The sequence below is a fragment of the Komagataeibacter rhaeticus genome (assembly GCF_003207855.1).
In the GTDB taxonomy this organism is placed as follows: domain Bacteria; phylum Pseudomonadota; class Alphaproteobacteria; order Acetobacterales; family Acetobacteraceae; genus Komagataeibacter; species Komagataeibacter rhaeticus.
Map to the genome: position 1 here is coordinate 71,926 of NZ_NKTZ01000012.1, position 14,678 is coordinate 86,603.

General features: G+C 59.7%; 11 protein-coding genes. 8 read left to right on the forward strand and 3 right to left on the reverse strand.

Translation table 11 applies throughout. From position 1 onward, the window contains the following. Nucleotides 1-80 precede the first annotated feature (80 nt). Together CFR78_RS11600 and CFR78_RS11605 are read left to right on the forward strand one after the other, a co-directional pair. A complete protein-coding gene (locus CFR78_RS11600) occupies nt 81-1,076 on the forward strand; it encodes a FecR family protein (RefSeq protein ID WP_110581170.1) in 996 nt (331 codons plus the stop codon). A gap of 175 nt (nt 1,077-1,251) precedes the next feature. Then, nucleotides 1,252-3,762 (forward strand): TonB-dependent siderophore receptor, encoded by a 2,511-nt coding sequence (locus tag CFR78_RS11605; protein ID WP_110581171.1) that lies wholly within the window; start codon nt 1,252-1,254, stop codon nt 3,760-3,762. 470 nt (nt 3,763-4,232) lie between these two features. Here CFR78_RS11605 and CFR78_RS11610 read toward each other — a convergent pair whose 3' ends face one another. Further along, on the reverse strand, nt 4,233-4,838 hold the full coding sequence (locus tag CFR78_RS11610; protein ID WP_110581172.1) for a biliverdin-producing heme oxygenase: 606 nt from the start codon (nt 4,836-4,838) through the stop codon (nt 4,233-4,235). 237 nt (nt 4,839-5,075) lie between these two features. Between CFR78_RS11610 and CFR78_RS11615 the strand changes: the two genes are divergently transcribed. Genes CFR78_RS11615 through CFR78_RS11635 form a run of 5 tightly spaced genes read left to right on the forward strand, consistent with a single transcriptional unit; the run spans nt 5,076 to nt 10,438 of the window. Then, on the forward strand, nt 5,076-7,352 hold the full coding sequence (locus CFR78_RS11615; protein ID WP_110581173.1) for a TonB-dependent hemoglobin/transferrin/lactoferrin family receptor: 2,277 nt from the start codon (nt 5,076-5,078) through the stop codon (nt 7,350-7,352). After that, the gene (locus tag CFR78_RS11620; protein ID WP_258366078.1) at nt 7,352-8,284 is read left to right on the forward strand and encodes a heme/hemin ABC transporter substrate-binding protein; all 933 of its coding nucleotides are present in this window, start codon (nt 7,352-7,354) and stop codon (nt 8,282-8,284) included. The genes CFR78_RS11615 and CFR78_RS11620 overlap by 1 nt, the downstream gene beginning before the upstream one ends. A gap of 8 nt (nt 8,285-8,292) precedes the next feature. Next, the gene (locus CFR78_RS11625) at nt 8,293-9,303 is read left to right on the forward strand and encodes a FecCD family ABC transporter permease (RefSeq protein ID WP_258366079.1); all 1,011 of its coding nucleotides are present in this window, start codon (nt 8,293-8,295) and stop codon (nt 9,301-9,303) included. Continuing rightward, nucleotides 9,303-10,133, forward strand: coding sequence for an ATP-binding cassette domain-containing protein (locus CFR78_RS11630; protein ID WP_110581175.1), 831 nt, complete (start codon nt 9,303-9,305; stop codon nt 10,131-10,133). The genes CFR78_RS11625 and CFR78_RS11630 overlap by 1 nt, the downstream gene beginning before the upstream one ends. Beyond that, on the forward strand, nt 10,118-10,438 hold the full coding sequence (locus tag CFR78_RS11635; RefSeq protein ID WP_110581176.1) for an antibiotic biosynthesis monooxygenase family protein: 321 nt from the start codon (nt 10,118-10,120) through the stop codon (nt 10,436-10,438). The genes CFR78_RS11630 and CFR78_RS11635 overlap by 16 nt, the downstream gene beginning before the upstream one ends. 82 nt (nt 10,439-10,520) lie before the next feature. Here CFR78_RS11635 and CFR78_RS11640 read toward each other — a convergent pair whose 3' ends face one another. Next, nucleotides 10,521-12,008, reverse strand: coding sequence for a prolyl oligopeptidase family serine peptidase (locus CFR78_RS11640; protein ID WP_110581177.1), 1,488 nt, complete (start codon nt 12,006-12,008; stop codon nt 10,521-10,523). 275 nt (nt 12,009-12,283) lie between these two features. On the opposite strand from CFR78_RS11640, the gene CFR78_RS11645 reads away from it, so the two are divergent. Then, on the forward strand, nt 12,284-14,077 hold the full coding sequence (locus CFR78_RS11645) for a CYTH and CHAD domain-containing protein (protein ID WP_181417531.1): 1,794 nt from the start codon (nt 12,284-12,286) through the stop codon (nt 14,075-14,077). A gap of 87 nt (nt 14,078-14,164) precedes the next feature. Here the strand turns inward: CFR78_RS11645 and CFR78_RS11650 are convergent, their stop codons facing one another. After that, on the reverse strand, nt 14,165-14,530 hold the full coding sequence (locus CFR78_RS11650; protein ID WP_338075338.1) for an NAD-dependent epimerase/dehydratase family protein: 366 nt from the start codon (nt 14,528-14,530) through the stop codon (nt 14,165-14,167). Nucleotides 14,531-14,678 lie beyond the last annotated feature (148 nt).

Consider the following 14,678-nt stretch of genomic DNA (forward strand, 5'->3'; position numbering starts at 1 on the left):
AAAAACAGGCACCTGCGCCGTCCCTGTTCCTGGAAATACGTTCAGCGCCACGGGCGCGGAACGAATGGGGATGGGCACGGATGAACACACAGCCAACACCGGGCGCTAAACGTGCCATGCTGGAAGCCGCCACCTGGAAAATCCGCCTCAATGAGGCACCGGATGATGAAACGGCAAGGGCGGAATGGGCCGCATGGCGCGCGCGGCACCCCGACCATGAGCAGGCATGGCGCCGGATGGAACGCGCCTGGGCCCTTACGGGCCAGATGGTTCCCGTAACGCCCCCGCATGACCGGCCCGCAACATCCCGGCGGCCTGCGGCTGGCAGAACGGCCCGGGCACGCCCGTTGCGGATTGCCGCGGCCTGCATGCTGCCGGTGGCGGCGAGCCTGCTGGCCTTTGCCACGCCGGACCTCATGTTCCGCCTGCAGGCCGATTATTACACGAAAACGGGCGAAACCCGCACGGTCAGCCTGTCGGATGGAACGGCGGTGACCCTGGCAGGTCATTCCGCCATTGCCGTGGATTATGCGGGTCGGGAACGGGGGGTTACGCTGCTGGCCGGGGAGGCGTTTTTCAATGTCGTGCATGACGGAAAACGTGGCTTTGCCGTCAGGGCAGGAAATGTGACGACGCGCGATATCGGCACCGCCTTTGATGTGCAGATGACCGGCCCCCATGTCACTGTTGCCGTGCGCGAGGGCATCGTGAGCGTATCCCGCCAGTCCGACCCTGCCCTGCGCCTGACCGCAGGCGAGACATGGGCGGTCGACCAGCATACGGGGCAGGCCCATCGCGGCGCGATCGAGCCGGAGGATGTCGGTTCATGGCGGTCAGGGCAGATGGTGCTGAACGACGTACGGTTTTCTGACGCGGTCGCGGTGCTGGGGCGCTATTATCCGGGTACCATCGTGACCCATGGTCTTGAGCACGACACCATCCCGGTAGGGGGCGTGTATGACCTGCATCATCCCAGAGAGGCGCTGGAAGCCCTGTGCGCGCTGCATGGAAGCAGGCTTGTCACGCTCCCGGCAGGCTTCACCCTGGTGCTGGCGGACCACAACAAAGCCCCCTGATGGGCCCACACGGGCAATCAGGCCGCGCACAACCGCTACCGCAGCGCTTTTTTCAGGGGATCGCTAAAAAAAGTTTCACCCACACGTTAAAAATAAATCGTCTCAACGGACATGAATATACGCGAATGCAATTCGTTTGCATTTTCTGCCAACCGTCCGCCCGTGAGACCTAACCATGCCGTGTGTTCTTCTGCCGTGCCGCCGCAATCGCATCCGGCTTTCCCGATCCAGCCTGCTTACGGGCACATCCGCCCTGCTGTTCGTCATGTGGGCCGCCACGGGCTATCATGCCGTAGCGGCACCGGTTGAGGGCAACGTGACCGTCCCGCCATCACCGGCACAGCCCTTCAGTATTCCCGCCCAGCCGCTGGACCGCGCCCTTGCCGCCCTTGGCGCGCAGACAGGTATGCAGATCGCGTTCGACAGCGCCACGATAGCGGGTGCACGCTCAGGGGCGGTGAGCGGGCAGATGACAGCGGAACAGGCGCTTGCCAGCCTTCTGGCGGGCACGGGCATCAGTTACCACAGAACCGGGGCACATTCCGTCTCACTCATCCGCGCATCGTCCGCAATCATCCTTGATCCGGTGCGGGTGGAAGGGCAGGGGAACGGAGGCGGTAGAAAAGGCTGGAAAGAAGAGCAGATCGCCGTTTACGCCACATCGGGGCGGGCAGGGCTTGTGCCCAGGAATTCCAGTGCCGCCACCAAAACCGACACCCCCCTGATCGAAACCCCGGAATCCATATCCGTCGTGACCCGCGCGCAGCTGGACCAGCAGAACGCCCGCACCATAGCCGAGGCCCTGCGATATAATGCGGGTGTGTCGGGCGATGTGGCATCGGGCTACACCACGCGGTTCGACATGGTGGAAATCCGTGGCTTTCAGGGGGCCGCGGGCGCGGATGAGTTTGTTGACAACCTGCGCCTGTTCAACGGCGCCTATTACGCAACACAGCAGATCGACCCGTACCTGCTTGACCGCATCGACATCCTCAAGGGGCCGCCATCGGTCCTGTACGGGCAGTCCAACCCCGGCGGGGCCATCGTGCTGACCACGAAACAGCCGACGGCAGTACCCGTCCACTCCATCTCGGTCGAGGGCGGAACATACGGCTACGTGCGCGGCACCGCCGATTTTGGCGGGCGGATCGACCGTGATGGCAAGTGGCTGTACCGCATCGCCGCAACCGCCACCACGTCCGGCACGCAGGACGAACACACCCGTAACGAACGCTTCGGCGTCCTGCCATCGCTGACATGGACCCCCAATGACCGCCTGACCATGACGCTGTCCGCCTTCTGGCAGCGTGACCCGCGTGGCGGCAATTTTGATACCGCGCCGCTGGAAGGCACCATCCTGCCCAACCCGAATGGCAAGATTTCGGACCATTTCTATCCCGGCGACCCCAATTTCGAGACCTACAAGCGCACCCAGACGGCGGTGAACTACCGCCTGAGCTACCAGATTGCGCCCAACTGGACGTTCAAATCATTTGCCCGTTACGCCAATGTGGGGGCGTTTTTCCAGCAGGTATCCTCGGGCGGGCTGCTTGATGATGACAACCGCACGCTGGAGCGCGCCGCATACGGGTCAGAGGAACATTTCGACACGATTACGGTGGAAGAGCAGATCCTTGGCCATTTCCGCACCGGGCCGGTCAGACACAACGTGATCATTGGCGGTAACTGGCAGAATATCCGTGATTCCGCCAACCTGTATTACGGCGATGCCCCATCACTAGATGTCTTTTCCCCCACATACGGGCAGAGCATCGGCAAGCTGGACCTGTATGAAGCCCAGAGCATCACCACCAACCAGGAAGGCATATATGGCGAGGACCAGATGACATGGGGCCACCTGCATGTGCAGGGTGGCGTGCGCCATGACTGGTCCACCATCGACACCCGCGACCAGACCGATAGCGGCGGCAGCTTCAACCAGTCCGATCAGGCCACGACGTGGCGTGGCGGCATCCTGTATGCCTTCCCCATCGGGCTTTCACCCTATTTCCATTACGCGGAATCCTTCCAGCCTGCCAACAACCTGTCCTTCAATGGCACGCCGTTCAAGCCCACCCGGGGACGGCAGTTTGAAGTGGGGCTGAAATACCAGCCGCATGGCTTCAACGGCTTTTTCACGGCCGCACTGTATGACCTCAAGCAGAGCAACGTGCTGGTCACTGATCCGGTCCATATCGATTTCTATACCCAGACCGGCGGCATCCGCTCACGCGGGATCGAACTTGAAGCCCATGTGGACCTGACCCGCAACCTGAACATCATCGCGGCCTATACCTATCAGGACGTGGCCTATACGCGCGGCAGTGGCGACCTGACCGGCGAGCGCCCGATTGCCGTACCCAAGCAGACATTCTCGGTCTGGGGGCATTATGACCTGCGCAACGGCCCGCTGCGCGGCCTGGGGTTTGGCGCGGGCGTGCGCTACAACGGCAATACGCTGGTGGACAACACGCTGGAATATGTCACACCGAGCTATGTGCTGGTGGATGCACAGGCGCAGTATGCCCTTGATGCCGTAGCCCCACGGATGAAGGGCATGCTGTTTCAGGTCACCGCGCAGAACCTGCTCAACCAGCGGTACTATCCCGGCTGCGCGGGGGCCGATACCGGCTGCTATATCGGCGCGAACCGCAATGTGATCGGCAAGATGACGTATAGCTGGTAGTGACTACAAATATTGACTGTCAGTTATGCGATTAACGCATGATGCAGCGAAGGTGTCCCATACAGACGATCCATCCCGGCAGGAAATAACAGCGCGCAGAGACAGCCGTCCGATATTTTTGGACGGTTTCATGCAACATACTGATTCACCTATACTTTCCCAGGAACTCAGAACGCATATCGCATGTGTCCCGACGGTGACATACGAACATCGGCCACATCACACGCAACTTTAACATGCGAATGATTATTATTACATGACAGGAAAACAGCAGGAGATACGACGCACGACAAGGCAAAGCCCCGTGCGTCGATCTCCTTGGAGGCGATGCCCGTGTCCTACGCGGACAAGATTTTCTGGAAGTCCTTTATCCGCCGGGAGCGTTGGCGCACCATCCATGCCTGATCCGCGTGAGCCCGCCAGCGGCAGGGGCGTGACCAGGCTGCTGTCAGGCATGTGTCCATATGCACTCAGAGAGATGTCGCGGCAGTCCTGATTTTATCTTGTGATGCAGGAACAAACGATTTCATACGGGCGTAACTCTCGCGCGCGCCATGAATAAAGCGTTCGGCATCCAGTCGCGCATTATCAATCGCATCACGAAACGCCGTCCAGGAAATCCCACGTCCCATCGGGTCCGGCGCCAGATGACGCGCGCCGAAACTGGCACCATACCCCATTTTATCAACGAGCCTGATCAGGATGTTGGCCCCGAGCTTGGAGCCTTCCGCTACGTAAAGCCATCCGAGGGCGGTCGAGGGATCGGGAATATCCACAGACATGCGCGGGGCAGGGCAGCCGATACCCAGATCCTCCATATCCGCACTCACCTGCCGGAACCTGTTTCTTACCGCCAGATCGGGCACGATACGGGCAAGATCATCACGGCTGTAAAGCGGGTCCAGATCCCGATGAAAAAGATACTGCATCAGCACAAAGTTCCGATAGCCCGCAGCATCCGTAAACATGCCACGGGACATGACGATACGATTGAGATCATCATGGATCTGGTGGGTCGCTTCACGTACCTGGGATGAAAGAGGCGTACGGACGTTTCCATCATTCAGAAGGGCCATGTCTTTATTCCTGTTACAATTTTATACTTAGCGGATAGTGGCCTGATTCCTGTTTTTGACATGAACCGGCCGCCGTAATCTGGCACTTTTTACGGATAATGCAACTAAGAATCAGGCGCAACAAATTCCTTGCTGCGGCTCAGTTTGTGGCGTTATAGTGTCGATAATGATTCTCATTATCGATGGTGAATAATGAACAAGTCCCCCCTCGCGCGACGGCCGGCATGCCGTTGCCGCATGCTGGCCACCACGGCCCTTGCCTGTATCTGGCTGACCCCCGCTTTTGCCGCATCACAGGAGATTAAGGCGCAAATCCCTGACAAAACAGCGAAAAAAACGGTTTCCACGCCAGCACAGGTATCCCTGTCGGCCGCTGAACCCATCAAGCTTTCTCCGGTCAAGGTGCAGGGCAGCGCGGACATCATCGACCTGATGAAATTCGATCCGGACAAGGATCATAGCGAAGTGGGCAAACCGGCAGTCCTGACCACCACCACAACCTACAAGACCTTCCGTGACCGGCAGATTGACAGTCTGGAGGATTATTCACGGCGCGTGGACGCCGCCGTCAATTACAGTAACGGAAATTCCAGCATCAATATTCGTGGCCTGGACCAGAACCGAATCCTGACAACGATTGATGGCGTGCGCATGCCATGGGCCAATGATGGCGCCTATGCCGGCAGCTTCAATACCGCGCAGGGCGGGGTAGGGGACTTTGACTTCAATTCGCTGGGGGCGATTGATGTCGTCAAAAGCGCTGATTCCAGCTTCTTTGGCACCGGGTCACTTGGCGGCGTGATTGCCCTGCGCACGCTGGACCCGGAAGACATTCTCAAACCCGGCAAGAATTTCGGTGGCCTGACCAAGCTGACCTATAATGGCGCAAGCGAGGCCGCACTGCTCAATCAGGCTTTTGCCGCACGCTACAAGAACACGGTATTCCTGCTACAGGGCGGCTACCAGAATGGCAGCGAAACCGGCAACCGTGGCGATACGGGCGGTTATGGCAAGACCCGGACCCTGCAGAACCCGGCCTCCTATCAGGTCGGTAATTTCCTGGGCAAGATCCGGCATTATTTTGCAGGTGGCCACCGGGTCGGCCTGACCGGGGAATGGTACGACCGCAATTATAACGAGGAAACCAAGACGTCCGAAACCACGGCAACCGACCGCTACTACACCCGCAGCGAAAACCAGCGCTCCCGCGTTTCCGCCAATTACGACTATCAGGCCGACAGCCCGACCGCACTGTTCAGTGAGGCGCATTTTCTGGCCTACTGGCAGAGTATCAAGACCGATACCGACATCACCAACCGGGATTCCGCCAACGCATCCACCTACACCCACGAACATCTCAGCCTGCCCGTGCAGTCCTATGGTGTTACAGGTTCGGCAACAAACAACATCTTTACCGGCCCGCTGCACCACAAGATCACCTATGGCGGCGAAGTCTTCCTGACCGATACCTACCAGACCCAGACCGGCCAGCAGGCGGTTTCCAGCCCGTATTTGCATGACAATTTTTCTGACATGCCCAAGGTTCATGGCACGGACATGGGGGCCATTGTTCAGGACCGTATCGGCATTGGCCGCAATGAATGGTTCCATATCACGCCGGGCTTCCGCTTCGATTACTTCCAGCGTGATCCGCATAATACCACGTCCTATATGGCGAATGCAGGGTACAGCGGCCTGCCCCATGGCGCGCACGGTTCCCATTTCTCGCCCAAGGTGCTGGTGGAAGCCCGCGTGGCCCATAACCTGACATTATACGGGCAGTATTCAGAAGCCTATCGCGCGCCATCAGCAACGGAAGAATACCTGAACTACAGCACCCCGCCATACTATCAGGTAACCGGTAATCCCAACCTGAAACCCGAAAGCAGCCGGGGGTGGGAAGTCGGCATGAAATACGGCAATTCCGAACGCGGGGCCAATATCTCGTTCTATGACAATCACTATCACAACTTCATTGACATGGAAGGGGTCAGCGGCTGCTCGGGATATTACCTGTGTTACGGCTACACGAACCTGGCGCATGTGCGCATCTATGGCGTGGAAGCCAGCGTCAACTGGGCGTTTGACCGGCACTGGCATGCCTGGGGTTCGTTTGCCTATGCCGATGGGCGCGATACGGACATGAACTTCCACCTCAGTTCGGTCGCACCGTTCCGGGGCATCATCGGCTTTGGCTACAAGCGGGACAACTGGGGCACCGACCTGTCGGGCACATTCGCCACCGCGCGTGATGACGCCAAATACCTGACCACCACCGGATCGCTAAAGGACCAGTGGAAAACGCCGGGCTACGTCATTTTTGACCTGACAGGCTGGTACAGCCCGCAGTTCTATCGTCCGCTGCGCATACAGGCGGGCATGTACAACATATTCAACAAGACATATTACAACGCCGCCTCGCTCCCATACGGGCAGTCGTCCAGTTCGCTTTCGGAACGGTACTACACGCAGCCCGGCCGCTCCTTCAAGGTAACGGCAAGGATCGAATTCTGATGGTGAATAAACCCGCACACCACGGCCGGATGGAAATGGGGCGCCGGCTGTTTGCCTGCCTGCTGGCCGGCGGCATGCTGGCCACCCCACGCACCGGATGGGGCGCTGAAGAGGACACGGTGACCGACTGCCGGGGGCGGCACGTAAAAATTGGCCCTGCACGGCGCATTGCCAGTATTGGCGGCACCATTACCGAAACCCTGTACGCATTGGGGGCGCAGGACCGCATCATCGCCGTTGATATAACCTCCACATGGCCCGAACAGGCCCTGCGTGAGAAGAAATCCGTGGGGTACATGCGCGCCCTGTCGGCCGAGGGCATCCTGTCGCTTCGGCCGGACCTGATCCTGGCCATGAACGATTGCGGGCCGCCGCCAGTTCTGGACCAGTTGATGGCGTCCACTGTTCCGGTTGTGTTTGTTGATGCCACACCGTCCGAGGATGCCATTGTCGCACGCACGCGCTTTATGGCCAGTCTTCTGGATGCAAGAACGGCAGGGGCACGGCTGTGCGCGGACATATCGCAGCATTTCGACATGCTGACGCAGTGGCGCGCCGCGCACCCGACGACAAAGCGGGTGCTGTTCATCATGCGCATGAGCAATAATCGCCCGATGGTTGCGGGCACGGGTACGGCGGCAGATGCCGTGATCCGCCTTGCTGGTGGCAGCAATCCTGCTGCATTCGAAGGCTACAAGATACTGGATCAGGAAGCCCTGATCGGCCTGCAGCCCGATGCGGTCCTGACCATGGAACAGGATGCCCCGCAGGTCCGCGCGGCCCTGCTGGGCAATGCGGGTTTCCGGTTGACCCCGGCAGGCAGAAATCAGGCAATCATCGCCATGGAGGGCGAACGCCTGCTTGGCTTTGGCCCCCGCACGCCCGATGCGGCACTGGAACTGGCCCGCCGCCTGGGCGGCACGCCCGCATGACAGGGGCAATGTCGCGCGCAGCCTGGCTTTTCGCGCTGCTGGGCGTCCTGCTGATACTGACCATGCTGCTGGCCCTTGATACAGGGGCCACGACGGTGCGCCTGCGCGACCTGTGGCACCCCGCCGGGGCAGGGGGAGAGATGACCCGGCTGGTACTCAGGGATATCCGGGGGCCCCGCATTGTCATGGCCTGCCTGACCGGGGCGGCGCTGGCGGTTGCAGGCACGATCATGCAGGGGCTGTTCCGCAACCCGCTGGCCGATCCGGGGCTGGCGGGGGTGTCATCCGCCGCAGCCCTCGCCACCACCTGCATCATCGTACTGGGGGGTTCAGGGCCATGGGTGTCGTGGCTGGGCAGGTGGGCCATTCCCTGCGCGGGCATTGCCGGCAGCTTCACGGGCATGGGGCTGCTCTATCTTTTCGCCACGCGTGGTGGCGTAACATCCATGACCGCCATGCTGCTGGCCGGTGTGGCCTTTGGCGCCTTTTCCGGCGCGCTGACCGGTGTCCTGATCTTCCGGGCGAACGATGCCGCCCTGCGGGACCTGACATTCTGGACAATGGGCAGCTTTTCAGGGGCAACATGGCGTGGGATCGGCCTGCTGGTGCCATTCCTTCTGGTTGCAGGCGGTCTTGCGGTTTATCTGGCCGCGCCACTGAACGCCATGCTGCTCAATGAACATAATGCACACCTGATGGGCTACCCGGTCGAACGGATCAAAAGCCTGTCGATGCTGGCCGTGGCCTGCGCTACGGGGCCAGCCGTGTCCCTGGTGGGCGCGATCGGGTTCGTGGGGGTGGTCGTGCCACATCTGGTGCGGCTTGTGGTGGGGCCTGACCACAGGATCGTGCTGCCAGCCAGCGCCATGCTGGGCGCGATCCTGCTGACCGGCGCGGACACCATGGCCCGCACATTGGCCAGCCCGGCAGAGGTGCCTGTCGGCATCGTCACCGCGCTGCTGGGCACGCCCGCTTTCGTCTGGCTTCTGGCGCGCAGCCATCGCACGGGTATTACGTGATGACTCTGGAATTACGCGACATCATATGGCGGCAGGGCGGCTGCGACATCCTGCATGACATCACCCTGCCTTTTGACAGGGGAAATGTCACGGCAATCATCGGTCCCAACGGCGCGGGCAAGAGTTCCCTGCTGCGCCTTGCCAGCGGCCTGTCCACACCAACCGGGGGAAGGGTCATGCTGGATGGCCGGTCGATTGCAACCCTGCCTGCCCGGAAGCTGGCCAGGCACCGGGCCATGCTGACACAGGAAAGCGAGGCAGCCGGGCAGTTTCTGGTGCGCCAGATGGTCATGATGGGGGCAGGGATGGCAGCCCACAGGCTGGACATTGTGCAACAGGAACTACTGGCCGATGCGCTGGTAAGACGGGTGGGACTGGAAGAATTTGCCAACCGGCAGATGATGACGCTGTCTGGCGGTGAACGCCAGCGCGCCCATCTTGCCCGTGTCCTGATGCAACTGGAAGTTGCCATGACAGATGGCACGCTACCCGGCTTCCTGCTGCTGGATGAACCGATTTCAGCCCAGGACCCGGCGCATCAGGCGCTTGTGCTGCAACTGGCCCGCCAGCATGCGCGCCGGGGCGGTGGTGTGGCGATCGTGTTGCATGACCTGAACTGGGCCGCGGCCTGTGCCGACTGGCTGGTTGTGGTGCACCGGGGAACGATCCATGCGCAGGGGCCGCCAGAAACCGTCCTGACGCAGGATCTGGCCTGCGACATTTTCGGGTTGCAACACGGCTGCGTCCACCGCCACGAAAAAACGGCCAGACCCTTCATCCTTCCCCATGACAATATTGACGAGGAAACAGACAGATGTACATCGCCATGAACCGCTTCCGGGTCAGACCCGAATGTACGGGAGAATTCGAACAACGCTGGCTGGAACGTGACGTCCTGCTGAAAACCATGCCCGGTTTTGTCAGCTTCCAGTTCCTGCGCGGGCCTGCGCATGAAGATCACGTCCTGTACGCATCCCATACGGTATGGGCTTCCCATGCCGCATTTGGCGCATGGACGCAGTCGGAACAGTTCCGGCAGGCGCATGCCCAGGCAGGGCAGGGCAAGGTCCTGACGGTCGGTCCCCCGGTCTTTGAAGGTTTTGATGTCCTGCAGGATATTACGGGGCAGGACTGATACGATACGGTCCAGATGCGGCCGGGGACCGATGGCGATAATTTTACCGCCATTGGCCCGCCAGAGGCCGCACGGGCCAGCTTCATGCCTTTGACTGCCTGAACATCCAGTCGCGTGCGGCCCTGATGTAGAAGAACTTGCGCGCCGAACCCATGTGGTCAACTCCGTCAAATGTCAGGAACGTGACATTGGCGTCTTTTGCAAGGTAGCCGTTGACCTGATCCGTCAGCTTCTGCTGGCGATCGACCGGGAAGATGAGGGCTGGGTCAAGCAGTTCTTTCGGGCGCACCACGGTGCCACCGGCCTTTTCCCATACCGGCACGCATTTTTCATTCCACGGCGTGGCCTTGTCATCTTCCGAACCGGTGATGATCAGGATCTTCTGTCTGGCAAGGGGCACGACATCGGCCGGCCGCTGCTGGCCCGCGATGATCAGCCCGGCGGCAAAGGTTTCCGGATGCCTGGCCATCAGCCACAGCGATGTCATCGCCCCCATGGACCAGCCGGTGCAGTAAACCCGTTTCGGGTCGATCTTCAGGACCTTGTTACGTCGGTCCGCCCGGTTGGGGTTGCCATAATTCCACGTATTGCCGAGCAGGGATTCAACCAGCCGGTAGGTATTCTCCACGTCCGATGTATGTTCCCAGTAATCGTTCATGGTCGTGCGTTCATAACGTGGGGTAATGACCACGCATTCATGCCGGTCCTGTTCTTCGGGCAGGCTCCAGATACTGGCAATACACTGTTCGGTCAGCGTCTGGGCACAGGTACCATCGGGGCTGGTGCCGGAATGGGTTATGGCCAGGACAAGGGGATAGGCCCGGTTTTCGCCGCCTTCGGCCAGAAAGGATTTCGGCAGGTATATGCTGTATTCCAGCCATGCGGAACGCGTATCATCCCACCACCAGTGATTCTGCTCCCACGCATCAACCCCACGGATCGCGACCCGGTTGCCGTGATGCCCCGTGTTGCTCCATACAGTCTTGCTGGCGGCATAGACCACGCCGCCCGTGGTTCTGATGCCCCTGTCCTGTGTCAGCGTAACCCTGTCGCTATCAGCGGTGGGTACGCTGAGGTCCGGGTCATGGGCGAACTCGGCAATGACATACCGGCCGGGAACATTTTTGCGGTCGGAGCGAAGCGCCGGGGCGTCATTGGTATAGATGGCCGCGACAGGGCGCGGCCCTGCTTTTGCCGTCGTGTCATTCTTGTCCGGCTCCTGCGGCATGCCTGCAAAAAAGCCCCTGGCTGCGGGGAAAACGGCCGTGGTGTAGGTATCAAGCGCCAGACTGGCCGGGTCGATCGTAGCGTCATATTCCACTGCGATGCCGTAAACCTTCTCACCCCCGCCGGTTACCTCGCACAACGCGCAGATACCCTGAAGGCCGGGTCTGGCAGGCCCGTGGGGACCGGGGCCATCCTGACCATCCGGCCCACCGGACGATGCCGCCATGAAGCCGTGCCCGCCCCCTGCGGCATGGGCCTGCCATGCACCGGCCCCCATGGCGGCGGCGACACCGGCAAACACGGCCCCTGCCGTTACGAAATCACGTCTTGATACATCGGTCATCGCTTCGTCCTCCCGTCAGGAACAGATATGACTATAAAAATACCGTCAGCGTTATGAAATGACTTGATGAATCATGGGTAACACACATTGCCTTCCTATTCCCGCGCATGTTTTTCATGGAAGGAGGGCGCCAGCGGGTCATCGCGTGGGAAGGCATTCCTGCCGGGCAGTCGCGGCACGTCCCACCAAGGTCAGCAATCAGCTTCACGCTGGCCAGCAGGCGGTTTTCGTGAATCTGCGGCGCAGTCTGCCGGGCGGCAATGACGGTAGTGCAGATGGCCGCCTTTGCTCCCGTCCGGACACCATTGCGGAAACGGCTGAATTTTCATGGCAGCAATCCGGCATGCCATCGACCATACAAAAATATGAATAATTATTTGAAATATTTTGAACTTTATTTTCCTCGAAATACTTCATCTCGCACGACCATGCCCATGCCCATGCATTGTTCCAGTAAAAAATCCCGGGCTGCTGCCTACGGTACACATAACAAGAACCCGAACAGGGAGAAACGGTCTCGTGACGGATCGTATGAAAGAGAAATGTCTGAAAACCATCTCCTCCCGCCACAGGAAATCGAGCTGAAGCTACTTTTCGAGCCTGAAGCACAAACAGTAATCAGCCACCATCTGGCCGCCATGAGTATGGAGCGAAGCCAGAAAAAGCGCCTGATCACGACTTATTACGATACCCCGGACCTGCAATTGAAACAGGCAGGACTGTCCCTGCGTATCAGGCGTTCGGGTAACCTGCGTATCCAGACCCTGAAAACCGATAGGGAAGAAGGCCAGCTGGCCATACATCGCGGGGAATGGGAATGGCGCATCCGCCACGATCGCCCCGATATGGACGTGCTGTCGGATACACCGTACGGAGCACTGATAACGGCGCTGGCTACCAGACTGACGCCGGTCTGGGTTTCGCACATAGAGCGCACCACGCATACACTTCCATACAACGGCGCGATGGTGGAGGCTGCCATTGACGAAGGTTATGTCCAGTCAGGCAATGCGCGCGATCCGGTAAGGGAACTCGAGCTTGAACTCAAGGATGGCCCGGTAAGGGCAGTCTATGGCCTGGCCGTGGCATTGCAGGCGATCGCTCCCCTACGTCTGGGCGTTCTGACAAAGGCCGAGCGCGGGTACCGTCTTTTTACAGGTAAGCAGGCCGTCCCGGTGCAGGGCCGCAAGCCACCACTGACCGGAAACATGACCCTGGCTGTGGGTTTCCGCATCCTGATCCGCTCTGGCCTGAACGCATTGATCGACAACCAGTCGGCAGCCGAGGCAGCGAACCCTGAAGGGGTACACCAGATGCGCGTGGCCATACGGCAGTTGCGCACCGTGCTTCAGATCGTTGAAAACAGGCATGTGGATCGGTCTACCCTCAGGCTGTTCCAGACCGAATTGCAGCGCATTGGACGTGAACTGGGGGAAGCACGTGACTGGGATGTACTCTGTCTGGAAACATTGCCCGCCGCCTTTCCCGCGCATGAAAATGACGATCACTTCCGCATGCTGGCTGATGCCGCCCAGCTAAAAAGAACAGCTACTTACCAGAAAATCTGGCACGAACTGCAGGCACCAGCCCTGACTGCACTGGTCCTTTCCCTCAGTCTCTGGATCGAGGATGCATCTTTTCCGGAAGGGAAGGGGGGAAAGGAAATTTCTTTAGGCCATGTGGCACCCACAGTGCTCGATCATCTGCAACGCAAGGTCATGCGGCGCGGACGACGGATCAGCCATCTCTCACCCAAGAAACGGCATACACTGCGTAAATCCCTCAAAAAATTACGTTATGTAGCCAGCTATCTTGAAGCGCTTTATCCTGCCAACCGGGTCAAGACATATATGAAGCACTGCAAGGAACTGCTGCAGCAGCTTGGCAAAAATAATGATACTATTGTCGCGTCAACACTTATTCTCGATTTAAGAAAAACACACCCGAATCTTGCACCGATTATCAGTGTATTTACTTCCTGGAACGACAGGCGGCATCATCAGGCATTGCGCGCCCTTTCTCCTGCCTGGAAGCGGTTACGCCGCGCACCACTTTTCTGGCATGAATAGATCGCCCCTCCATCCTATCCGCCACCGGCAATAACGGTGTGCGCGGAGGGAAGGAGCGCGTCACGGCTGACAGCCCGATGCCCGGATTTACCCTTTCAGCCAGGGAAGCCGCCGTGGATCAAGACCCAGTATTTCCCGGGCTTTCCGATTATCCGCACCCGTCAGGCTGTTCTGGTAATACACGCTTTCCACGCCCATCGGGCCACGGGCTTTTTCCTCGTCGAGGCCGGGCGGCAAGGAACACCCGATCCAGTCCGCATAGGCGGGCAGCCATTCCGCCAGTCGCACCGGCTGGCTGTCGACAACGTTATAGAGGCCGGTCGGCGCCGTTAAGGCCGCCACCGTCGCCTGCGCGGCATCGTCCACATGAATAAAGGAAAATGTGCTATCTCCCGCACCGATCATGGCAATTTCTCCGGCTGCAAGATGACTGCTGAACGCACCACCCGGCATACGGAAGCCGCGCGGTTAGAGGTGGTCCCGTCCGTTCGGACAGTTTTGCGGGCTTGATAAGCTATACCCGGTTGTTGTTATGCCGCCCTTCTGACGGCGTTGCTGTTGGCCATCTGGTCCGGGGTTAACCCCGGACCAGATGGCGTCG